The organism is Candidatus Campbellbacteria bacterium, assembly GCA_016699465.1.
Classification (GTDB): domain Bacteria; phylum Patescibacteriota; class Minisyncoccia; order Phycocordibacterales; family EsbW-18; genus EsbW-18.
In genome coordinates, this window is the sequence record CP064977.1 from 184,135 (window position 1) to 208,056 (window position 23,922).

The window sequence follows — 23,922 nt, forward strand, 5'->3', positions numbered from 1 at the left end:
CTCACTCTACCCCCTGATTAAGCGCCATTCTAAACTAAATATCGTTTGCAGTCAAGCCTTTTTTATGGTGTGTGGATAACTCGCTATCTGTGCGTATTTTTTCTCCACATGTCAATGTTTTTGTGGTGACCTGAAGAGAGGACCCTTGGAACCTTGCGTGCCTTCCCTTTCCAAATAAAGGTATCAGGTCGTGTATACACATCCTTTGATGCAATGCGCTCTTCTTCGAGAGATTCGTACGTTCCAAGAATTCCCGGAATGTGTCGGGCAACCGCATCAATCACAACAAGCGCTGGAATTTCTCCTCCTGTAAGTACAAACGGACCGATAGACACATCATCTGCTTTCAAAATTTTCTGGACGCGTGCGTCAACTCCTTCATATCGTCCTGCAATGAAAATAATATGGTCATATCGTTTTGAAAGTGTACGTGCATGGACATGTGTAAATTGTTTTCCTGTTGGAGAAAAGAAAATAATTTTTGTGCGTTCTTTTTTCTTTTTGCTTTTTTGTAAGACTGACTCTACCGCCTTAAGGATCGGTTCTGCTTTCATCACCATGCCCGGCCCTCCACCGTATGGTTTGTCATCAACCTTATGATGAGCATCGGTAGTAAAGGTTCGTGGGTTTACAAACGAAACTGAGAGAAGCTTTTTTTCTTGAGCGCGCTTCAATATAGAGCTATTAACATAGCTCTCGATTGACTCTGGAAAAAGTGTAATAACTGTACATTTCATGCAAATATCCTAACACACAACCCGCCTTGTGTGGCGGGTGTGTTGTTATATGTTTTGTGCTATACACCGCGTGTCTTCTATTCCTTAAGCGCCGCCATTGCGTCATCAATATTTGCAGCAGCCATTCGTGTTGAACCTTCTGGTTCAAGAATTTTCAAATTGACACGTGCATTGTTTCGCATACCAACAACTCGCAATAGTGTGCGGATTGCCTTTGCGGTATTACCTGAGCGACCAACAACGGTACCCATGTCTTTTTGGTTAACCTTGAGTGTAATGAGCACCCCCATTTCGTCGACAGTGCGCGTGACTTTCACATCTGCCGGAACTTCTACAAGTGCCTTAACAACGGCTTCGAGAAATACTGCGTCTTGATACTCTTGTGTCATAATGTGTGACTAAGTTTCTAGTAAATCTGTTTACTGTTAACAGACTCCATCCGGCACCTGCCGATGGTTTGCAATGAGTATATCCTCTGAAACAAAAAATGTCCACGACCCCAAAGTGTCGTGGACATTTTTATCGTATGATGAATTTATGCCGCTGGAACTTCTTCTGAAACAGGGGCAGGAGTTTCTTCTGGAGTAGCCACCTCTTCCGTAACTGCTGGTGTTTCTACTGATGTTTCAACAGGAACTGAGGCCTCTTCCGCAACAGGTGCCACGGACTCCTCAACAGCCGCAGATGGTGTCTCAACAACAGGTGCCACCTTTACTGGAGCCGCTACAACTTCTGGCTCATTCTTCTTAATAGGACTCTTCTTGGGAAGTGCATTTTTCTTTTTACCTTCAATGGCACCAGCTGTAACAAGCATGTTGTATACCGTATCTGATGGCTGTGCACCTTTTGACATCCAGTATGTTGCTTTTGCAGTATCAAGCGTTTTCTGTTTTGTCACTGCATTATAAAAACCAATCTGATCAATGTGCTTACCTGCTTTTGGACCTTGTGTTGCCTCAAGAACAACCACTCGGAAAGAGGGGTCATTTTTTCGTCCAACTCGTTGTAATCGTATTTTTAGCATGTGAAATGAAAACTGCCTTCTGGCAGTTCCGATACTATACCAAGAAGCTCAAAAAAAGACAATCCCACCCGGTATTTTGGGTGGGATTGAAGGTACAACAACAGAAAGGAGTTACGGACCAGGCCACGTAAACTTATGTGTCCAGTTGGTTGAGCTTGTATTCGTGTAGCTGGAACAATTAACACCCGGTGTGCAGTAATCACCGCCCGGAAAACGCTGGGTGTTGCTGTAGCGCATTGAATACACGGATACTGTGTATGTTGCAGGATACCCGGCGTGAACATGTGTTCCGTTCCAAAGACCACAACCCGTGTCATTGACGATGTTGCCAATGAACTTAACGTTGTATGTATCGTTACCGGCTGTGGCAATAGGAAACTCCTGATTTGAGTTCATGTCGATATGAAGATATCGCATGATTCCCCTAATCTTGAGTAGTGCCGTGTCAGCAACAACAACATCTTGCCTCTCACAATCAAAATTACCACCAGTGAGACGAACTCGCCTACCAATGAGTCGTGTGGTCTCGTAGGGAGAACTCCCCCTACTAAAAAAACCGCGGAAGTAGACTGCATTGGAGCTGGTGTTGTCCCAATCAAGGAACGTACCGGTTGACGTTGTTCCGCACGAACCATCGTGCCAGCCACACGTCAAAACAGGCACCTGACCGTTCGTGCCAGATGGAGGAAGCATCTTCACAACGTACGTGTAGAGCGTGCCACTTTCGGCAGGAAACGTACCACCAAAAAAGGCACCGAGCAGAATAGGGACCAACCACCTCAGTCGCATGCATGTCTCCTTTCTTACTGCGTTCTCGTGCTGGATGCAACGAGCTCAACAAGTTTCATAAACTCTTCTCTAGGGAGGCTAGACGTATGAACAAACGTCAAACCAAACGATTCCGGAATCATGGCAATTCCGTTTTCCAAAAAACCGTCTTCCGTGAGGGGTTCGATTACAACCACATCCCTACCAGCAATCTTCATCACCTTTGGACGGTCCGAGGCAGTGTCGATTTCATCATAATTTAGAACAGTTCGTCCAATAATGATGAGCGCCTGGCTGTGCCCCTTGATCGAATCATCGTAGGTGTAGGTCTTTTTGGCGATATACGGAACGCCATTTCCACAAGCAACAACCCCGTAATCCATATCATCCTTTTGGATGGCATACTCAGTCGGAAGTTCGAGGTCGAGTGTGAGTTGACCAGCCTGATCGTCCGGAATAGTAATTGACGATGGCTCGAGACCACACACATCTTCAAACGACGTGTACTTCTCGGGTACAGGTACACCATGTGGAGCAAGGAAAATGCCACCAATGTCACCACTGAAACGTGGCTTGTTGCGTTCGATGGCAAGTGCGGCGTCACGAATCAAAATGGGGTTTGACAGACGCACATCATCACCGGCGACAAGCGTGGTGCGAAAGTACAACGTTGCACCAAATCCGGTCACGACGAGAAGAACGAAGAGAAGAATGGTACGGGGCGAGAACGTGGACGTCGAGATGCTCATAGTTTTTCCTTGTGAGATGGTGGTTATGAATAGAACTTGTTGATAATACCCACTACGACACGACAGCTGACACAAAAACTTTTTTCCTCCTTTCTGTTGTCAAAGATCTTTCTGGGCGTCAGTGTATACAAGAGAAATGAAGAAAAAATAAAATAATGTTTCTATAATCTAAGACAAGGATAGTGTAGCAAAACAAGGTCTAAAATGTTATTATTGCTCTCTACAAAGAATGAAAGCTAAGAAACACCCCCATCACGACCGCCGTGCCCACAAAAATGAGGGTACACAAAGGTCTCCACAAACATTTGAAAACACCATCCGTACTATTGCGCGAGGTGTTGGTTTTGTACCGCATCCAACATTAGAGAAAGAGGATATCCGTATTGAAAGCGAGAATCTTAATACCGCTCTCAACGGAGACCTTGTAGAAGTAGAGCTTCTCGGAAAAAAACTCCGCGATCAACACCTTGGTCGTGTTACACATATAGTGCATCGTGCACGAACAAAATTTGTAGGAAATGTTATTGAAGAAGACGGCATGACGTTCCTGGTACCCGATGACCGCAAAAGCTACATTAAAATTCTCCTTTCAAAAGATGAGGATGTGTCCGTAAATGAAAAAGTATTTGTGGAATTACTTCCGTGGACCAATCCTACCGAAACACCTCGCGGAAAGGTACTCGAACGACTCGGCAACAAAGGTGTTCATGAAGTAGAAATACGCTCCATTATCTTGGAAAAAGGAATTGACGATACGTTTCCAAAGGCGGTTGAAGATGAAGCCGACCGTATTCACAAAGCCTATAAAGTTGAAGAAGTGCTTGTAGGACGAAAAGATTTTCGTACCGTACCAACGTTCACCATTGACCCTGTTGATGCAAAAGATTTTGATGATGCTATTTCATTTCAATTTCTACCAGATGGTACGTATGAAATTGGTGTACATATTGCCGATGTATCACACTTTGTCACACCAGGAAGCGCCCTTGATCAAGAAGCCAAGAAACGAGCTTTTTCAGCATATCTCGTTGACCGCACTATTCCGATGCTCCCTGAAATTCTCTCTAATGACTTATGTAGTCTCAAAGCAGATGTTGATCGTCTCACCTTTTCTGCGTGGTTTGTAGTTGCACAGGACGGAACAGTACTCTCACGAAATTTTGGAAAATCAATCATTCACTCCGATAAACGCTTTACCTACGAAGAAGCTCAGGATGTCCTCAATGCTGGTGAGGGCCTCTATTTCAAGGAGCTCAACACACTTAATACTCTTGCAAAGAAATCACGAGAGCAGCGTATGGCAGCAGGTGCTATTGATTTTGAACAACACGAGGTTCGTTTTGAATTGGCAGATGACGGCGTTCCCCTTTCCGCATACTTGAAAGAACGACTTGATACTCACAAACTTGTTGAGGAATTCATGTTACTTGCCAACCGTGAAGTTGCCGAGCACGCCTACAAAAAATATACCAAAGCACGTCACGCATTCATCTACCGAATTCACGACACACCAAACATGGACAAAATCAAAGATTTGGCCTCCTTTGCGCACGCACTTGGCCACACACTCGAGATTTCTCCCAAAGGAACAGTGACCGGCAAATCACTCAATAAGCTCTTCAAAGACGTTACCGGAACACCTGAGGAGGATCTTATTGCAACAGCTGGAATTCGTTCTATGGCAAAAGCAATCTACTCAACAGCAAATATTGGACACTTTGGACTTGCACTTCCAGCCTACACACACTTCACATCTCCTATTCGTCGCTATGCCGATCTTATTGTGCATCGACTTCTAGATTACATGAACACTAATGGTCAACTTCCCAACAACGACTACGCAACGTATGCAGCCATTGCTGATAGTATTTCAAATCGAGAACTTTCTATTATTGAAGCTGAGCGTGAGTCCATAAAACTCAAACAAGCAGAATACATGAACGCACGTGTTGGCCAAGAGTTTGATGCAGTCATTTCTGGAGTATCTGAATGGGGTATCTTTGTTGAAGAAACAAATACACACGCCGAAGGTCTTATTCGTCTCTCTGATATGCCAAACGACTTCTACAAGTATGAACAGAAAAAGTACCGCATCATTGGACAAAAAACACACAAAGTATATTCACTTGGTGACCAAGTTCGTATCACCGTCAAAGCGGTCGACATCGACAAAAAATTAATTGAGTGCGCGCTTATTGCGTAAGAACGCGAAACAGCCCCGCCGAGTACAAAGTACGTCGGCGGGGCTGTTTCATTTTCGCTTTCTACTTTCTACATCCCCGCCAGCTGTTGTTGGAGTAGTGCCACGAGTTGTTGAATCAGAGAAACAACCTGTACTTTGATATCAGCGATGAGTTTCGTTCGTTCGTCAGGAGTGAGAGGTGTGTCGGATGTGGGTGGTAGTAGTGGAGATGGTGGTGGTGTAACGGTATGTGGTTGAGTGGTGGTACGAGTGCTTCCGCCACTTCCTCCATTGGTGTTTGAGGGTGAGTCATTAGCGGTGAGGGTACAGGTGTAGGTGGTGTTGAGGGACATGGTGAGAGTTCCATCTGATGCACAGTCGCCACCCCAGGTGATGTCATAGGTGGTGCCAGCGGGTGTTGCGTGGGTGAGCGTATGGGCGGTGGCGAGAGTCGTGGTGGCGACTGCGCTGGTGATAGGGAGACCATCAAGGTAGAGGGTGAAGTCTGCTACCTCTGCAGTACCACGGTCGTCGTTGGTGAGTGTGGTGGTGACGGTGAGGGTTGGTCCAATGTCGTCATTGGTGACGGTACATGCATACGTACTTCCCGCCTCCATGGTGATGTCACCGTTTTCGTCACAGTCTCCGCCATATGTGACGGCATACGCAGGGTCTTCTGTTTCGGAGATGGTGTATGAACCTGCTGACAGTGTGGTGGTGGCTACGCCACTGTCGATGGAGACACCATCAACAAACAACGGAAAGTCCTCGACGGCGAGTGTTCCTCCGTTGTCGTTGGTGACTGTGGTGGTGATGGTGAGGGTCGGAGAAGAGGGCGGGTATGCAAACTTAAGATCAGCGTTGGTGGTGTCGTAGTAGCTTATGAGCGGAACGTCATCGGTGTCGAGAAAGATTGATGGGTACGTACCAACAGTACCCGATGAGTCAACAGTTTCAGTGGTGTTCGTCGAACAATCCGCATTGGTGCACTGGAGAAGCTCAAGATCGCCGTCCGCATCGTCGTAATATGCGATTCGAGCGAAGCCATCAGACCCCATGGCGGAAGATATACCCTGCCCCGCACCTCCCAACGGATCAACAATGGTGCTGGTATTTTTCGTTGAACAATCGGCGTTGGTGCACTGAACAAAGCGTAATGTGCCACCACCGTAATAATAAATAATACGAACAAAACCATCCAAACCAAGAGAGAGTCCCGTGTTCACTAACCCGAGATTATCTGAATCAACAATCGTGATGTTTTTTGTTGAACACGACGCATTGGTACACTGAGCAAATTTCAAAAGAGCGTTATACGAATCGTTGTAACTAATACGCGCGAAACCATCGCCACCAATAACAAGAGACGTACCGTCCCCAAGCAGGTCGCCTCCGGGATCAACTCCGGTGTCAACCACCGTAGTGACCCGCGTCGAACAATCGGCATTGGTACATTGAATAAATTTCAAACTATTAGGAACAAAGTCATCGTAACTATTGTATGAAATGCGCGCGAAACCATCCCCTCCCATCGCGATAGACGTGTATCTTCCGACAGAACCAGTCGAATCAATGGTTGTTATGACATTCGTCGAACATGCGGCATTAGTACACCGAACAAATTTGAGATCTTTGTTTGTAAAGTCGTTGTACGCAATGCGTGCAAAACCATCAGCACCTATCGCAATAGACGTGTATCGCCCAACAACCCCTGTTGAGTCGATTGTTGTGACAACCTTTGTTGAACAGTCTGCATTCGTACACTGAATGAATTTGAGGTTCGTATTGGTAACATCGTAATACGCGATGCGCGCAAAACCATCCAAACCACGTGCGCTAGATACATACTGTCCAACGTTTCCCGTCGAATCGAGCGCTGTTGTTGTCCACGTCGCCGCAGAAACAAGTGATGGAACACTAATAATTAAAAACGCGACAACAAATAGAAGTTTTTTCATACATTTTTAAGTTAAACAACTCCACCAGCTAAAACCATATCTCATATAGCATACCATCCACCCCATTCTTCGCGTCAGTACTTTGTGTATAACTTTTTTTAAATAGTATGTAGTAGCTGGTATGTAGTATGCGGGAGGAGATTTTGGATATTTGCCTGCCTGCGCAGGCAGGATATTAGATTTTTCCACCCCCTACATACTAACTACCAAATACCAGCTACCATTCCTCTATCTGGCGTTGTACACTATGTACATATGCTTGGTACACCGTCATTAAATTTTTTTGGCACCATATCTTCTGCACTTCCGAACACACTCTCCCCTGTTATTCTGTGGGTGATTTTTGCAGTCGTCTGTATCGTATGGAGTGTCCTTGCTGGTATCCTTGTCTATCACTGGAATGCATATGATGCACACAGCAAACGCCTCATACGAGTCCGTCGTATCTTCTTTATTGGTTCTTTCGTTATACTATCCCTTGCCGCAAGTTTTATTTTTTCTCTATGAGCATCGAACACCTTGTACAACTCGAGGACGGTGAGCGTGTAATTCTTGAAGTGCGCCGACACATGTTTATGCTCTACAGTAAACTGGCATTCCTGCTCATTTTATTTTTTGTTCCACTCACACTATCTCCTGTTGTCGCAGCTGCAATAGACAAAGTTATGGGCGGCACATACGGAAACGTACTGATGGGTTTTCTCTTTATGCTCTGGTGCCTCTTTTTGTGGGTATTCTTTTTCTTTTATTGGACCGATTACTACCTTGACGTATGGATAATCACCAATAAACGTATTTTTGATATTGAACAAAAATCAGTCTTCCGTCGTGAGATTTCAGTTACTCGACTAGAACAAGTGCAAGACGTTACTATTTCCATCAATGGTATGTTTGCCACATTTATGAAATTTGGAGACATTCACGTTCACACTGCGGGGAGCGAGATTGATTTCACTATAAAAAACGCAGCAAACCCACTTACTGTCAAAGAAACGATTATGAAAGCACACGGCGAAACGTACCAACACATGCAAACCCAAGGCGCACAACAAACCCACGTAGAATAACTCTCCGCTCGCCTGAATTACCTCAAAAGCACGCGTCGTTTTCTACTGAAAACGCGCTCACTCTCGGACCCGCGTCCTCCGAGAGTCTTTTTCGGCAACAGGCTCACTCCGTACCACGAATTTTTGTAGCAACAAAAATTCGTGGTACGAAGCAAACTCTGATATTTTTTGCCTAATGAAGCTATAAGCTAACAAGCTATAAGCTAACAAGCTATAAGCTATTTGGCCACATGCACTGCTTCATCAAACGAAACAGACAACAATTGTGAAATGGCATCGGCTCCCATAGTGATTCCGTAAAGCACTCCTGCCCGAGACATTGTTTCACGATTGTGCGTGATCAAGATAAGCTGTGTTTTCTTTGCAAGATTTTCAATCATATCTCCATAGCGCTTCGAGTTTGCTTCATCGAGCGCCGCGTCTGTTTCGTCCAAAATAATGAATGGTGGAGGATTTACTTGAGACATTGCAAAAATAAGTGCAATCGATGTAAGCGCACGCTCCCCTCCTGAAAGCATTTCCAAACCATGCACTTTTTTACGCGGAAGAGAAATATGAATTTCAACACCTTCAAGCACTTTTTCTTCACGCGACACCTCACTGTCGACATGATTATCATCAGTAAGCCCCTCGATATCGGTGTCTCGTTTTGCCTTTCGAATTTCACGAACAACCTCAAGTGACGCACTTCCACCATTAAACATGAGTGAGAAAAATTCAGAAAACTGCTCGTTTATTTTTTTGATACCTTCAGCAAATTCACGCGCAAGTGTTTCTTCCAAATCAGCAATCAAAGCACGCAATGACACCGCAGATTGTTCCAAATCAGCAACTTCTTTTTCCAAAAATGCATCTCGTTGTGAAACCTCTTCAAATTCTTTGACGATTTCATCACCACCTCCACTTCCTGCATCCTCCAAGCGAACTTTTGTACGTTCAATTTGTCGCTTGCGTTCGTGTTGTTCACTACGATCTTCTACAATTCCACTCTCGGCAAGTGCAGTAGACAAATCATCAAATCGAACCGCCTCAACACCCACTAGTGCACCCGCTTCAAGTAAATCACGTTTGTATTCCTCTTCTTCCAACTGGTAGGTATTTTTTTCACTCAGCAATGCTTGAATACGCATACGCACTTCTTGTTGTTCATTTGAAAGTGTAAAAATACGTCGTTCCATTTCACGTCCCGAGTGCATGTCTGATTCGATTGTTTGTTGAATACGTCTGTATTCGAGAGCACACTCTTGCTCTTCTTTTTCTAGACGTAAACGCTCTTCTTCACGAGCCTGTGTATCACTTTCAAGTTGTGTAAGACTGTCGCGAACCTCCTGAATATCTTCATTGTGTACTGCTTCTCCACGAATGGTGTTCATAAACTCAGACACGAGCGTTTTGATATCACCGAGTGCTTTTTTGAATTCTGTTGGATTATTTTGAGAGAGAGCGCTGTCTATCAAACGCCCCAAAGTTACCGTCATTGAAGATACCGATAGAAACGGCACTGTTTTATGCGCTTCTTCCGATTGTTTGCGTTCCTCTTTTGCAAGGAGTGAACGAAGTGCAGAAATTTCTCCTTCAATGCGTCCGATATCTCGCACCGCCGCGTCTTTCTTTTCTCGCACACTGCGCATTTTTTCTTCCGACACTAGCAATGCATCCGACGTCACGTCTTTTTGAGAAAGTTTTTGCAATTCTTCTCGTGCATGAGCAATATCCTTTTGTAATTGCTCCATACGACTTTCTTGAGGAGAGAGTTCGTGTGTGATACGTGCAAGGGTGGAATCAAGGTATGCTTTTTCACGAGCAAAATATTCTCGATACGCTTGTTTCAAATCAAGAGCTAATTCACGTGCCTTCTCTACCTTTGCAACCTGTTTTTTTAAAAATGCCAGGTGTGGCTTAAGTTCACGGCGAATACTTTCAACCTTCTCAAGGTTTTCTTGTGTCTTCTCAAGTTTGTGCTCACTCTCTTCTTTTTTGTAATGGTAAATTTTAAGTCCAAGTGCATCTTCAACCATCCCTTTACGTTCGCGGGCATTCACCGACAAAATCCTGTCAGCCTCACCTTGCGAAATAATATGGTGACCCGAAGCTCCAATGTGTGCACCAGAGAGAAGCTCGATGGTGTCTTTCAATCGAACCACAGATCCATTGAGACGATACTCACTCGTTGCATCACGATGGATAATGCGCTCAAGGGCAACTTCGTCAAAGTCTATTCCAAAAAGTCGACCTGACTCTGTTGCATTTCCCATCGTTGTGTTATCAAACACCAACTTCACATGCGCCCGATTGCTTCGCGGCACAGTCTTTGAACCATTCCAAATAAGATCTTCGGTGCGTTTTCCACGCATTGATTTGATTGACTGCTCACCAAGAACAAACCGAAACGATTCGGCTATGTTTGATTTACCAGAACCATTTGGACCAACAATGGCGGTAATAGGTGTTGTAAATTCAAGCGACGCTTTTTTGGCGAACGATTTGAATCCGGAAAGTTCTAGAGATTTGAGATACATCCCGTTAGAGGCAGATCGCGATCCGTATTAATCTGCGCATCATTACTGAAACTTATAAAACTTCTTTATCCAATCTTTTTGTGATATCCCTAGAAGCGATCGCGGCTTCTAATGGGATACATACACGTTATCGATAAGGCAGTCTTTATTATCGCAAATAATTTTCTTTTATGCCAACGGAAATGCCGGCCGAGGGACTCCCTCGGCCGGCCAACATAAGCTAACAAGAACGATAGAACGTCATGCGATGCGCCCCACAGTCACAGCAATGCACCGTAGTTTCTCGTGCCCCCACCTTTCGATAGGCGATGTGAGCATGAGCACACTGGTTGATGTGTCCCTGCCACAAGAGCTGCATAATCATTATCTTCTTCTTGAGAAAAACAATCAGCTCGAGAAAGAGGAATGCGGTAATGAAATACCGAAGCAGTTTACCCTGTAACCCCGTCAACACCTCAATAGAGTTCTTCAGTGATAACGCCTCGTCACTGACAGTAGTCCGAAACTTCTGCGAATTGGACATACGTTCTCCTTTCAAGGATATCCGAAAAAAGTATACTCAAAAACACAATGAGCGCAACACGCCTTTCATAGTTACTGACTTATCAACATATCTGAGTACTATCACGTCAGAACATGTACCGACAAAAGAAAGGGCTACGCCATGGGCACCCATCAAAAAGTCGATGTTTCAGCACTTCGTACGGATGTGTTAGAGGAAGTGAAGAGCACCCTTCGTCTCACCCACTGCCCGAAGTGTGGTAACGGCATGGATTCGGACACCTGCTCTCTTGGTGTCGAAATTCAACGACCAGATAACGATTCCTTCGGTAACACCCAGAGCAAGTGGAAAACTTGTCCAGCGTGTCAGCTCGTTTGGCAACTGAAGCTTTGCAACTAGACCAATGAAAGAGGCGACGGTATGGTTACCGGAGAAGGATACCTGCTGAGTTTGTACGCCTTCAGTAACTGTTACTGTCGCTCTTCACTTCTGTACACTGGAGAGGTGTGGAACCGTAGACACGGTTTGATTATTGAGGATAGTAAGCGTGGACACGGACGTCTTCCTTTCTAGTTCCTTTCTAGAACGCACGAGGCACCTTCCTTACTGGGATGGTGCCTTTTCACATACTTGTATAGAAATATATTAAAAAACTTATCGTGCCCATCCTTTTGCGGTAAGCGCATTTTGTGCCGCTTCTTGTTCAGCTTCTTGTTTTGATTTTCCATCACCGTGCGCAATCTGTACGTCTTTCAAAAAGACACCGACAGTAAATTTTTTATCGTGGTCAGGACCTTCTTCATTAAGCGTTTCATATGAAGGTGTCACACCTGTTTTATCTTGTGCAAGCTCTTGAAAACGACTCTTCGCATCTCTCCACAAGTGCTTGTTCACAATGTCGTCAGTTAATGGAAGTAATGCACGTTGTACAAACTGTTGTGCAACAGCATACCCACCATCAAGAAACAGTGCGCCCACAAGAGCTTCAAATGCATTCGCAAGAATATACTGTCGCGCACGGCCAATATCCTTTGCTTCACCTTTTGAAAGTAACAAAAAATCATTCACACCCAATTCCATGGCAACCGTTGCAAGTGTTGAGGTGTTTACAAGGCCTGCACGATATGAGGTTAAATCTCCCTCCGTCTTTTTTGGATATTTTGCAAATAAAAATTCTGTGGAAATAAGTTCAAGCACCGCGTCACCTAAAAACTCAAGACGTTCATTATGCTGTCCCGTGTGTGCGTGTGACTCATTGATATATGAGCGATGAGTCAGTGCTGTCACTAATATTTTTTCATCGGCAAAGGTGTGTCCGAGTTTTTCTTGTAAGGGTTCCAAGTTTTTCATCCCGTTAGAAGCAGATCGCGATCTCCAGAAATCTGCGTTGTGTATTAAGATTAATAAACATTTTTGTATATCGATTTTTTAACAAACCTATTAAGCGATCGCGGCTTCTAACGGGATTCATAAATAATAGACGTTGGAAGTTAGTGGTTAGTTTTGGTTTGGTTATGTGAAATTGGATGTATATGCTTACCACTTTCTACATTCTACATACTACTTTCTACTTTTGTGATAATAGAGTAATTGCTTTCGTAATGAGTGGCAAAATATCGTCGTAAATATTAAGGTTCAAGATTTCAGAAACGCGGAACCAACGTCCATCATCAAGTCCCCCTGAAGTACCGAGAGTAATTTCATGAAACGGTGCTTCTGCCAAAAAATACTCAACTCGTTTGCGTACTTTTCCTTTTTCAGGATGCGACGCCACGTACTCATTCGAACCAAGTTCGTCTTGAATAACCACATCAAGGCCAAGTTCTTCTTGAATCTCTCGTGCTGTTCCCACCTTCACATCTTCATTCTTTTCAATTTTTCCCTTTGATAGCGTCCAGTGGCCAAACACATCGTGTACAAATGCAAGATAAATATCATTCTCATGTTTTGCATACACCACAGCACCACCAAGCATCTCTAACGGCAATTCTTCGTACGGCACATCTTTCTTTTTCTTAGATTGTTCATCTTTGCCCGGCTCACCCATTTCTTTGTACACAGAACCAAGTACACCATTTACGAAACGGCCCGACGAATCGCCACCAAATGTTTTTGCAAGTTCAATAGCTTCGTTAATAGCAACCTTTGCAGGTACGTGCGCACGATCACCAAACAAAAGTTCATACAAACCAAGACGCAACACACTTCGATCAACGAGTGAAATTTTATCGATAGGCCATTCAGGAGCTGCTTTTTGAATAATGGTGTCGAGGTCAACGCGCCGATCAATAACACCGTGCATCAACGTTTTCATAAAATCACGCTCGCCAATGCTGGGAGCGTACTCTGCTATGGTTGCACCAAGAATTGCGTCAGCTTCTTGTACGTTGACGTTCGAAAAATCTACCTGAAAAAGAGTTTGAAGAACAACTGATCGTGCTAAATGTCGATTACTCATATGGTGTGCGACGTATGCATACGCCGACGATTTTCAATGGAACTATTTTGACGCCTTCTTTTCTTCTTTTGTTGCTTTCTCTGCCTTTGCTGTCTGAGCTACCGCTTCACCTCGCGCCTTGCTTTTTGCTTGCTTGCGACGGAGAGCGCGTTCGTGCACACCCTTTGCATCAACTACCGTTCGTCCTCGATATATACCACATACAGGACATGCTTGGTGACGAATGTGCTTTGAACCACACGATGCACATGTCGAAAGACGTGGCTCTTTGAGCGCGTGGTGGGAACGTCGATTTCCCGTGTGACCTACTGTATGTCGCATTCGTACTGTCATAATACAAAATATCCTACCAGATGAATGAGGAATTCACAAGCCCCACCGTTCATATAAAACGCCAAATTCTAAACTAATCACCAACCCCTCACTCCCAACCTCCAACTTCCACTTTATACAAAAAGGCCCGGATGCTACCAGACCTTCTTGTCTGCAGTATCCGGGCCGTTCAGGAGGCGATGAGCTCGCGCACACTGAGCTCCTGATGTATCCAACCCCAGTCCGCATCCTTCTCCGCCATGTAGGCGATGAGACGCGGAATCATTTCGCGATGGAGCCGCTTTAGCAACGGATGTCGGTAGACCTCCCGCACGTCCATCATGAACGGTGCGGACAGAATTTCGTTGGGCATGCCGTCCTCGCGGTCTACCAGAGCCTCCGTACGAAGTTCGCCAACAGGCTTCACTCGGTACCAGTACTGCGTATGGTCTGGAGAAATCTTATTAGACCAGAACATATCGACAACCTCGATTGTCCCGGTCTCCATGAGCTCTTTGTCACCAACGAGCTCATTGATGAGCGTATCCATCGGCGAGTTGTCCGAGCGAGAGCCGTTCTTTTTCTGAGAACCAAACGGAAAGGCCAGCTTCTTCTTTCCGTTTACCTCATACCAAAGAACTGCAATCTTCGTACCCACCACAACGACTCCTCCCGCTCCCCAAGCTGACCTATTGAAGGCCATGACGCTCTCCTTTTTCTGAGAATCCCTTGCGGGAATTGGTTGAAATGAAAATGTACAACTACAACTGAAAGTACAATACCATTTTATATTTATTGTGTCAATATATGAAAAATCAGAGAAAACGACGACAAAATGTTTTTCGATGTTCTGGTGAAAGCCCGTGCGCAGTGATTAATTCCATGTGTTTTTTGGTTCCATACCCTTTGTGTATTTCAAAACCATACTCAGGATATTTCTCTGCTAGTTTCACCATATACCTATCACGAGTTACCTTCGCAACAATTGATGCAAGTGCAATAGAGAGCTCTTGTTCATCACCTCGGATAATTGTTTTTTGATTTGTAAATTCACGCGGTGCTTTCAACCCACCATCAAGAAGTATCTGTGTATATGCGGGCACGTTTACTTCTGTAAGCACGGTGACAATTCCCTGTTTGATTGCATACGTGATTCCTTTTGTATCTATAATGCCTGCACCAACCAACTCTGACGCATATGAAAGAGCGCCTTCTTTTTGTAAACGAAGAATCTCTTCAAACCACACCTCTCGTTTTTTTGGGGAGAGTTTTTTTGAGTCGCACACTTCTGGGAATACTTGAAAAACCTCGTCCGAATGAATTGCAACACACGCAACAGATACCGGACCAGCCAACGGTCCTCGCCCCGCCTCATCAATACCAACAATAGTTTGCATATCAAATAAGTTTAAACGATTTTTGAAGATAGACTTGGATATTTTTTCTTTAATTCCTCTTTTTCTGCGGAGGTGAGAGCATGGAGAACGAGGTCACCACCAATTGCGTGTGGAAGGATGAGACCTTCTGCTGAGGTGAGGCGATTGAGGTAGAGGTCACCACCAATGGAGTGCGGAAGTGTGAGACCTTCTGCTGAGGTGAGGTTGTCGAGGTTGAGGTTGCCACCAATGGATTGTGGGAGGATGAGACCTTCTACTGAGGTGAGGTTGTCGAGGAAGAGGTCGCCACCGATTGTATGTGGGAGTGTGAGACCTTCTGCTGAGGTGAGGCTGCCGAGGTAGAGGTTGCCATCAATTGTATGTGGGAGGATGAGACCTTCTGCGGAGGTGAGGTTGTCGAGGTTAAGACTGCCACCGATGGATTGTGGGAGGATGAGGTCTTCTACGGAGGTGAGATTGTCGAGGTAGAGGTCACACTTTTTGAGTACCACCATCATAGCAAGAGCTTTGTTGAGTTCGGGAGTTGGTCGTGTAGCGGAAAACCCAATCCACGATATGTATTCGTGTGTAAATTCAAAGTTGGCTTCCTCACCCATCAAACCACGTATACGTGTTCCTGCTTCTGCTTCAATACGAGGGAGGGTGTGTTCTTCAAAGGTAACCGGTTCGTATGCGTAGGTGAGGTACTCTTGTTGGAGGTGTGTGGTGTTTTGTTGTGCTGTGCGTACCGCTTCGTGTGCATCGGGTGTTCCTTCGTGCATGAGGGTGTCCGCTGCCTGTCGCAGAGTAGCAACCGCGTCTTTCCACGCGTGGTACTTCATCATGAGTTCTGGGCAGGAGGTGGGCATAGGTTAGGGGGTGGGTTTGATTGTTATATGTGGGTACTTCGCGCGTAGTGTGTCTCGTTCGGTGGAGGTGAGTTTGCTGAGATAAAGACCACCACCAATGGAGTGTGGGAGGATGAGATCTTCTACTGAGGTGAGGCGGTCGAGGTAGAGGCTACCACCGATGGAGTGTGGGAGTGTGAGACCTTCTGCGGAGGTGAGACTTCCGAGGTCGAGGAAACCACCAATAGAGTGTGGAAGTGTCAGACCTTCTGCGGAGGTGAGATTGTTGAGATAAAGGCCACCGATTGTATGTGGGAGGATGAGACCTTCTGCTGAGGTGAGGCGATTGAGGTAGAGGTCACCACCAATGGAGTGCGGAAGTGTGAGACCTTCTGCTGAGGTGAGATTGTCGAGGTAGAGGCCACCACCAATGGAGTGTGGGAGGATGAGACCTTCTGCGGAGGTGAGGCGGTCGAGGTAGAGACCACCACCAATGGATTGTGGGAGGATGAGACCTTCTACTGAGGTGAGGTTCTCGAAGTTGAGGTTGCCACCGATTGTGTGTGGGAGGGTGAGACCTTCTGCGGAGGTGAGATTATTGAGATAAAGGCCATCGATTGATTGTGGGAGGATGAGACCTTCTGCGGAGGTGAGGCGGTTGAGGTTAAGACTGCCATCGATTGATTGTGGGAGGATGAGACCTTTTGTGGAGGTGAGGTTCTCGAGGTTGAGGCCGCCACCGATTGTGTGTGGGAGTGTGAGACCTTCTGCGGAGGTGAGGTTGTTGAGGTAGAGGTCACACTTTTTGAGTACCACCATCATGGCAAGAGCTTTGTTGAGTTCGGGAGTTGGTTGTGTAGTGGAAAACCCAATCCACGATATGTATTCGTGTGTAAATTCAAAGTTGGCTTCCTCACCCGTCAAACCACGTATACGTGTTCCTGCTTCTGCTTCAATACGAGGGAGAGTGTGTGCTTCAAAGGTAACCGGTTCGTATGCGTAGGTGAGGTACTCTTGTTGGAGGTGTGTGGTGTTTTGTTGTGCTGTGCGTACCGCTTCGTGTGCATCGGGTGTTCCTTCGTGCATGAGGGTGTCCGCTGCCTGTCGCAGAGTAGCAACCGCGTCTTTCCACGCGTGGTACTTCATCATGAGTTCTGGGCAGGAGGTGGGCATGGGTTAGGGGGTTGGTTTGATTGTTATATGTGGGTACTTCGCGCGTAGTGTGTCTCGTTCGGCGGAGGTGAGGTTCTCGAGATAAAGGCCACCACCAATGGAGTGTGGGAGGATGAGACCTTCTACTGAGGTGAGGCGGTTGAGGTAGAGGCTACCACCAATGGAGTGTGGGAGTGTGAGACCTTCTGCGGAGGTGAGACTCTCGAGACTGAGGAAACCACCTATGGATTGTGGGAGGATGAGACCTTCTGCGGAGGTGAGATTGTCGAGACTGAGATATCCACCAATTGCGTGTGGAAGGATGAGACCTTCTGCGGAGGTGAGGCTGCCGAGGTTAAGACTGCCACCGATTGTATGTGGGAGTGTGAGACCTTCTGCTGAGATGAGGCGGTTGAGGTAGAGATATCCACCGATTGTGCGTGGGAGCGTGAGACCTTCTGCGGAGGTGAGATTGTCGAGGAAGAGGTTGCCACCAATGGATTGTGGGAGTGTGAGACCTTCTGCGGAGGTGAGGTTGCCGAGGTCGAGATACCCACCAATTGAGTGTGGGAGTGTGAGACCTTCTGCGGAGGTGAGGTTGTTGAGGTAGAGGTCACCACCAATGGAGTGCGGAAGTGTGAGACCTTCTGCGGAGGTGAGATTGTCGAGGCAGAGGTCATACTTTTTGAGTACCGCAGTCATAGCAAGAGCTTTGTTGAGTTCGGGAGTTGGTTGTGTAGCGAAAAACCCAACCCACGATATGTGTCCGTGTTCAAAACCAAACCTAACGTCCTTACCCGTCAAACCACGTATACGTGTTCCTGCTTCTGCTTCAATACGAGGGAGGGCGTGTTCTTCAAAGGTAACCGGTTCGTATGCGTAGGTGAGGTACTCTTGTTGGAGGTGTGTGGTGTTTTGTTGTGCTGTGCGTACCGCTTCGTGTGCATCGGGTGTTCCTTCGTGCATGAGGGTGTCCGCTGCCTGTCGCAGAGTAGCAACCGCGTCTTTCCACGCGTGGTACTTCATCATGAGTTCTGGGCAGGAGGTGGGCATAGGTTAGGGGGTGGGTTTGATTGTTATATGTGGGTACTTCGCGCGTAGTGTGTCTCGTTCGGTTGAGGTGAGAGCATGGAGAACGAGGTCACCACCAATTGCGTGTGGGAGTATGAGACCTTCTGCGGAGGTGAGGCTGCCGAGGTTAAGACTGCCACCGATTATGTGTGGGAGAATGAGACCTTCTGCGGAAGTGAGGCTGCCGAGGTTAAGACTGCCACCGATTGTGTGTGGGAGAATGAGACCTTCTACTGAGGTGAGGTTCTCGAGGTTGAGGCCGCCATCGATTGTATGTGGGAAGATGAGACCTTCTGCGGAGGTGAGGTTCCAGAGGTTGAGATATCCACCGATTGTATGTGGGAGGATGAGACCTTCTGCGGAGGTGAGGCGGTTGAGGTAGAGATAGTCACCAATTGCGTGTGGAAGGATGAGACCTTCTGCGGAGGTGAGGTTCCAGAGGTTGAGGCCACCACCGATTGTGTGTGGGAGTGTGAGACCTTCTGCGAAGGTGAGGTTGCCGAGGTAGAGGCCACACTTTTTGAGTACCGCAGTCATAGCAAGAGCTTTGTTGAGTTCGGGAGTTGGTTGTGTGGTGAAAAACCTAATCAACGCTATATGTTCCTGTGCAAATTCAAATTCGACTTCCCCACCCATCAAACCACGTATACGTATTCCTGCTTCTGCTTCAATACGAGGGAGGGTGTGTTCTTCAAAGGTAACCGGTTCGTATGCGTAGGTGAGGTACTCTTGTTGGAGGTGTGTGGTGTTTTGTTGTGCTGTGCGTACCGCTTCGTGTGCATCGGGTGTACCTTCGTGCATGAGGGTGTCCGCTGCCTGTCGCAGAGTAGCAACCGCGTCTTTCCACGCGTGGTACTTCATCATGAGTTCTGGGCAGGAGGTGGGCATGGGTTAGGGGGTTGGTTTGATTGTTATATGTGGGTACTTCGCGCGCAAGATGTCTCGTTCGGTGGAGGTGAGGTTCTCGAGGTTGAGGTTGCCACCAATGGAGTGTGGGAGAATGAGACCTTCTGCGGAGGTGAGACCCCTGAGGTCGAGACTACCACCAATGGAGTGTGGGAGAATGAGACCTTCTGTGGAGGTGAGACCCCTGAGGTCGAGGCCACCACCGATTGTATGTGGGAGGATGAGACCTTCTGCGGAGGTGAGGTTCCAGAGGTTGAGATATCCACCAATGGAGTGTGGGAGGATGAGACCTTCTACTGAGGTGAGGCGGTCGAGGTAGAGACTACCACCGATGGAGTGTGGGAGTGTGAGACCTTCTGCGGAGGTGAGACTTCCGAGGTCGAGGAAACCACCAATAGAGTGTGGGAGGATGAGACCTTCTACTGAGGTGAGGTTGTTGAGATAAAGGCCACCGATTGTATGTGGGAGGATGAGACCTTCTGCTGAGGTGAGGCGATTGAGGTAGAGGTCACCACCAATGGAGTGCGGAAGTGTGAGACCTTCTGCTGAGGTGAGATTGTCGAGATAGAGGCCACCACCAATGGAGTGTGGGAGGATGAGACCTTCTACCGAGGTGAGATTGTCGAGGTTGAGGAAACCACCTATGGAATGTGGGAGGATGAGACCTTCTGCTGAGGTGAGATTGTCGAGGTTGAGGCCGCCATCGATTGCATGTGGGAGGATGAGACCTTCTGCGGAGGTGAGGTTGTTGAGGTAGAGATTACCACCAATGGAGTGTGGAAGTGTGAGACCTTCTGCGGAGGTGAGTTTCTCGAGGTAGAGACTGCCACCGATTGTATGTGGAAGGATGAGACCTTCTGCGGAGGTGAGATTGTCGAGGTAGAGGCCACACTTTTTGAGTACCGCAGTCATAGCAAGAGCTTTGTTGAGTTCGGGAGTTGGTTGTATGGTGGAAAACCCAATCCACGATATGTGTTCGTGTTCGAATTGAAACTTAACGTCCTTACCCACCAAACCACGTATACGTGTTCCTGCTTCTGCTTCAATACGAGGGAGGGCGTGTTCTTCAAAGGTAACCGGTTCGTATGCGTAGGTGAGGTACTCTTGTTGGAGGTGTGTGGTGTTTTGTTGTGCTGTGCGTACCGCTTCGTGTGCATCGGGTGTTCCTTCGTGCATGAGGGTGTCCGCTGTCTGTCGCAGAGTAGCAACCGCGTCTTTCCACGCGTGGTACTTCATCATGAGTTCTGGGCAGGAGGTGGGCATGGGTTAGGGGGTGGGTTTGATTGTTATATGTGGGTACTTCGCGCGTAGTGTGTCTCGTTCGGTGGAGGTGAGTTTCTCGAGGTAGAGACCACCACCTATGGATTGTGGGAGGATGAGACCTTCTGCGGAGGTGAGATTGTTGAGGTTGAGGAAACCACCTATGGAATGTGGGAGGATGAGACCTTCTGCTGAGGTGAGATTGTCGAGGTTGAGGCCGCCATCGATTGCATGTGGGAGGATGAGACCTTCTGCGGAGGTGAGGTTGTTGAGGTAGAGATTACCACCAATGGAGTGTGGAAGTGTGAGACCTTCTGCGGAGGTGAGTTTCTCGAGGTAGAGACTGCCACCGATTGTATGTGGAAGGATGAGACCTTCTGCGGAGGTGAGACTCTCGAGGTCGAGATAGCCACCAATTGCGTGTGGAAGGATGAGACCTTCTGCGGAGGTGAGTCTGCCGAGGTAGAGATAGCCACCGATTGTATGTGGGAGGATGAGACCCTCTGCGGAGGTGAGGTTCTTGAGGTAGAGACCACACTTTTTGAGTACCGCAGTCATAGCAAGAGCTTTGTTGAGTTCGGGAGTTGGTTGTATGGTGGAAAACCCAATCCACGATATGTGTTCGTGTTCGAATTGAAACTTAACGTCCTTACCCACCAAACCACGTATACGTGTTCCTGCTTCTGCTTCAATACGAGGGAGGGCGTGTTCTTCAAAGGTAACCGGTTCGTATGCGTAGGTGAGGTACTCTTGTTGGAGGTGTGTGATGTTTTGTTGTGCTGTGCGTACCGCTTCGTGTGCATCGGGTGTTCCTTCGTGCATGAGGGTGTCCGCTGCCTGTCGCAGAGTAGCAACCGCGTCTTTCCACGCGTGGTACTTCATCATGAGTTCTGGGCAGGAGGTGGGCATAGGTTAGGGGGTTGGTTTGATTGTTATATGTGGGTACTTCGCGCGCAAGATGTCTCGTTCGGTTGAGGTGAGAGCATGGAGAACGAGGTCACCACCGATTGTATGTGGGAGGATGAGACCTTCTGCGGAGGTGAGGTTCCAGAAGTTAAGACTACCACCGATTGTGTGTGGGAGTGTGAGACCTTCTGCGGAGGTGAGGCTGCCGAGGTTAAGACTGCCACCGATTGTGTGTGGGAGGATGAGACCTTTTGTGGAGGTGAGTTTCTCGAGGTTGAGGCCGCCATCGATTGTATGTGGGAGGATGAGACCTTCTGCGGAGGTGAGATTGTTGAGATAAAGGCCACCGATTGTATGTGGGAGTGTGAGACCTTCTGCGGAGGTGAGGTTGTTAAGGTAGAGGTCACCACCAATGGAGCGCGGAAGTGTGAGACCTTCTGCTGAGGTGAGATTGTCGAGATAGAGTCCACCACCAATGGAGTGCGGAAGTGTGAGACCTTCTGCTGAGGTGAGATTGTTGAGGAAGAGGTTGCCACCAATGGAGTGTGGGAGGATGAGACCTTCTGCGGAGGTGAGGCGGTTGAGGTAGAGGCCACCACCGATTGCGTGTGGGAGTGTGAGACCTTCTGCGAAGGTGAGACTCCTGAGGTCGAGGCCGCCACCAATGGAGTGTGGAAGAATGAGACCTTCTGCGGAGATGAGGTTGTTGAGGTAGAGGTCACACTTTTTGAGTACCGCAGTCATAGCAAGAGCTTTGTTGAGTTCGGGAGTTGGTTGTGTGGTGGAAAACCCAATCCACGATATGTGTTCGTGTTCAAAACCAAACCTAACGTCCCCACCCATCAAACCACGTATACGTGTTCCTGCTTCTGCTTCAATACGAGGGAGGGTGTGTTCTTCAAAGGTAACCGGTTCGTATGCGTAGGTGAGGTACTCTTGTTGGAGGTGTGTGATGTTTTGTTGTGCTGTGCGTACCGCTTCGTGTGCATCGGGTGTTCCTTCGTGCATGAGGGTGTCCGCTGCCTGTCGCAGAGTAGCAACCGCGTCTTTCCACGCGTGGTACTTCATCATGAGTTCTGGGCAGGAGGTGGGCATAGGTTAGGGGGTTGGTTTGATTGTTATATGTGGGTACTTCGCGCGCAAGATGTCTCGTTCGGTGGAGGTGAGTTTGCTGAGATAAAGGCTACCACCAATGGAGTGTGGGAGGATGAGACCTTCTACTGAGGTGAGACTGCCGAGGTAGAGATATCCACCGATTGTATGTGGGAGGATGAGACCTTCTACTGAGGTGAGGTTGTCGAGACTGAGATATCCACCAATTGCGCGTGGAAGGATGAGACCTTCTGCGGAGGTGAGTTTCTCGAGGTTGAGGCCGCCACCGATAGATTGTGGGAGGATGAGGTCTTTGGCGGAGGTGAGGTTCCAGAGGTTAAGACTGCCACCGATGGATTGTGGGAGGATGAGACCTTCTGCGGAGGTGAGGCGATTGAGGTAGAGGTCACCACCAATGGAGTGCGGAAGTGTGAGACCTTCTGCGGAGGTGAGGCGGTCGAGGTAGAGACCACCACCGATTGTATGTGGGAGTGTGAGACCTTCTGCGGAGGTGAGATTGCTGAGGTCGAGATACCCACCAATTGAGTGTGGGAGTGTGAGACCTTCTGCGGAGGTGAGACCCCTGAGGTTGAGGCCGCCACCGATTGTATGTGGGAGTGTGAGACCTTCTGCGAAGGTGAGGTTCCTGAGGTCGAGGCCACACTTTTTGAGTACCGCAGTCATAGCAAGAGCTTTGTTGAGTTCGGGAGTTGGTCGTGTGGTGAAAAACCTAATCCACGATATGTGTTCGTGTTCAAAACCAAACCTAACGTCCTTACCCATCAAACCACGTATACGTGCTCCTGCTTCTGCTTCAATACGAGGGAGGGTGTGTTCTTCAAAGGTAACCGGTTCGTATGCGTAGGTGAGGTACTCTTGTTGGAGGTGTGTGGTGTTTTGTTGTGCTGTGCGTACCGCTTCGTGTGCATCGGGTGTTCCTTCGTGCATGAGGGTGTCCGCTGCCTGTCGCAGAGTAGCAACCGCGTCTTTCCACGTGTGGTACTTCATCATGAGTTCTGGGCAGGAGGTGGGCAT

At 47.5% G+C, this 23,922-nt stretch carries 22 protein-coding genes; 2 read left to right on the forward strand and 20 right to left on the reverse strand.

Features of this window, described 5'->3' with window-relative positions:
• Positions 1 to 83: 83 nt before the first annotated feature.
• From trmD to IPJ70_01025, 5 genes are all read right to left on the reverse strand, one after another.
• Positions 84 to 737 (reverse strand): tRNA (guanosine(37)-N1)-methyltransferase TrmD, encoded by a 654-nt coding sequence (gene trmD / locus IPJ70_01005; protein ID QQR82676.1) that lies wholly within the window; start codon positions 735 to 737, stop codon positions 84 to 86.
• A 77-nt stretch (positions 738 to 814) separates the two neighbouring features.
• Positions 815 to 1,126, reverse strand: coding sequence for a KH domain-containing protein (locus IPJ70_01010; protein QQR82677.1), 312 nt, complete (start codon positions 1,124 to 1,126; stop codon positions 815 to 817).
• 146 nt (positions 1,127 to 1,272) lie between these two features.
• Positions 1,273 to 1,761, reverse strand: coding sequence for a 30S ribosomal protein S16 (rpsP, locus tag IPJ70_01015; protein ID QQR82678.1), 489 nt, complete (start codon positions 1,759 to 1,761; stop codon positions 1,273 to 1,275).
• 111 nt (positions 1,762 to 1,872) lie between these two features.
• The gene (locus IPJ70_01020) at positions 1,873 to 2,550 is read right to left on the reverse strand and encodes a hypothetical protein (protein ID QQR82679.1); all 678 of its coding nucleotides are present in this window, start codon (positions 2,548 to 2,550) and stop codon (positions 1,873 to 1,875) included.
• 14 nt (positions 2,551 to 2,564) lie between these two features.
• Positions 2,565 to 3,278 (reverse strand): hypothetical protein, encoded by a 714-nt coding sequence (locus IPJ70_01025; GenBank protein ID QQR82680.1) that lies wholly within the window; start codon positions 3,276 to 3,278, stop codon positions 2,565 to 2,567.
• 229 nt (positions 3,279 to 3,507) lie between these two features.
• On the opposite strand from IPJ70_01025, the gene rnr reads away from it, so the two are divergent.
• Positions 3,508 to 5,481, forward strand: coding sequence for a ribonuclease R (gene rnr, locus IPJ70_01030; protein ID QQR82681.1), 1,974 nt, complete (start codon positions 3,508 to 3,510; stop codon positions 5,479 to 5,481).
• 68 nt (positions 5,482 to 5,549) lie between these two features.
• Here the strand turns inward: rnr and IPJ70_01035 are convergent, their stop codons facing one another.
• A complete protein-coding gene (locus tag IPJ70_01035; GenBank protein ID QQR82682.1) occupies positions 5,550 to 7,418 on the reverse strand; it encodes a hypothetical protein in 1,869 nt (622 codons plus the stop codon).
• Between the two features lie 503 nt (positions 7,419 to 7,921).
• On the opposite strand from IPJ70_01035, the gene IPJ70_01040 reads away from it, so the two are divergent.
• On the forward strand, positions 7,922 to 8,485 hold the full coding sequence (locus IPJ70_01040; GenBank protein QQR82683.1) for a PH domain-containing protein: 564 nt from the start codon (positions 7,922 to 7,924) through the stop codon (positions 8,483 to 8,485).
• Positions 8,486 to 8,703: 218 nt separating this feature from the next.
• Here IPJ70_01040 and IPJ70_01045 read toward each other — a convergent pair whose 3' ends face one another.
• From IPJ70_01045 to IPJ70_01110, 14 genes are all read right to left on the reverse strand, one after another.
• Positions 8,704 to 11,004, reverse strand: coding sequence for an AAA family ATPase (locus tag IPJ70_01045; GenBank protein ID QQR82684.1), 2,301 nt, complete (start codon positions 11,002 to 11,004; stop codon positions 8,704 to 8,706).
• 1,156 nt (positions 11,005 to 12,160) lie between these two features.
• Positions 12,161 to 12,856, reverse strand: coding sequence for a ribonuclease III (rnc, locus tag IPJ70_01050; protein ID QQR82685.1), 696 nt, complete (start codon positions 12,854 to 12,856; stop codon positions 12,161 to 12,163).
• Between the two features lie 217 nt (positions 12,857 to 13,073).
• Positions 13,074 to 13,964, reverse strand: coding sequence for a transcription antitermination factor NusB (gene nusB / locus IPJ70_01055; protein QQR82686.1), 891 nt, complete (start codon positions 13,962 to 13,964; stop codon positions 13,074 to 13,076).
• A gap of 42 nt (positions 13,965 to 14,006) precedes the next feature.
• A complete protein-coding gene (gene rpmF / locus IPJ70_01060; protein QQR82687.1) occupies positions 14,007 to 14,297 on the reverse strand; it encodes a 50S ribosomal protein L32 in 291 nt (96 codons plus the stop codon).
• Positions 14,298 to 14,466: 169 nt separating this feature from the next.
• Positions 14,467 to 14,979: a hypothetical protein gene (locus IPJ70_01065; protein QQR82688.1), complete on the reverse strand. Its 513-nt coding sequence runs from the start codon at positions 14,977 to 14,979 to the stop codon at positions 14,467 to 14,469.
• 112 nt (positions 14,980 to 15,091) lie between these two features.
• Complete coding sequence (locus IPJ70_01070; protein QQR82689.1) at positions 15,092 to 15,673, reverse strand: ribonuclease HII; 582 nt, start codon at positions 15,671 to 15,673, stop codon at positions 15,092 to 15,094.
• A gap of 11 nt (positions 15,674 to 15,684) precedes the next feature.
• Positions 15,685 to 16,521 (reverse strand): hypothetical protein, encoded by an 837-nt coding sequence (locus tag IPJ70_01075; GenBank protein ID QQR82690.1) that lies wholly within the window; start codon positions 16,519 to 16,521, stop codon positions 15,685 to 15,687.
• A gap of 3 nt (positions 16,522 to 16,524) precedes the next feature.
• Entirely contained in the window at positions 16,525 to 17,673 is a 1,149-nt protein-coding gene (locus IPJ70_01080) for a hypothetical protein (protein ID QQR82691.1), read from the reverse strand.
• Between the two features lie 3 nt (positions 17,674 to 17,676).
• Positions 17,677 to 18,705 carry a hypothetical protein gene (locus tag IPJ70_01085; protein QQR82692.1) on the reverse strand — a complete coding sequence of 343 codons (1,029 nt, stop codon included), beginning with the start codon at positions 18,703 to 18,705 and terminating at the stop codon, positions 17,677 to 17,679.
• Positions 18,706 to 18,708: 3 nt separating this feature from the next.
• Positions 18,709 to 19,611, reverse strand: a complete 903-nt coding sequence (locus IPJ70_01090; GenBank protein ID QQR82693.1) for a hypothetical protein — start codon at positions 19,609 to 19,611, stop codon at positions 18,709 to 18,711.
• 3 nt (positions 19,612 to 19,614) lie between these two features.
• Positions 19,615 to 20,892: a hypothetical protein gene (locus IPJ70_01095; GenBank protein ID QQR82694.1), complete on the reverse strand. Its 1,278-nt coding sequence runs from the start codon at positions 20,890 to 20,892 to the stop codon at positions 19,615 to 19,617.
• A gap of 3 nt (positions 20,893 to 20,895) precedes the next feature.
• Positions 20,896 to 21,798: a hypothetical protein gene (locus tag IPJ70_01100; GenBank protein ID QQR82695.1), complete on the reverse strand. Its 903-nt coding sequence runs from the start codon at positions 21,796 to 21,798 to the stop codon at positions 20,896 to 20,898.
• 3 nt (positions 21,799 to 21,801) lie between these two features.
• Positions 21,802 to 22,890, reverse strand: coding sequence for a hypothetical protein (locus tag IPJ70_01105; GenBank protein QQR82696.1), 1,089 nt, complete (start codon positions 22,888 to 22,890; stop codon positions 21,802 to 21,804).
• A 3-nt stretch (positions 22,891 to 22,893) separates the two neighbouring features.
• Complete coding sequence (locus IPJ70_01110) at positions 22,894 to 23,922, reverse strand: hypothetical protein (protein QQR82697.1); 1,029 nt, start codon at positions 23,920 to 23,922, stop codon at positions 22,894 to 22,896.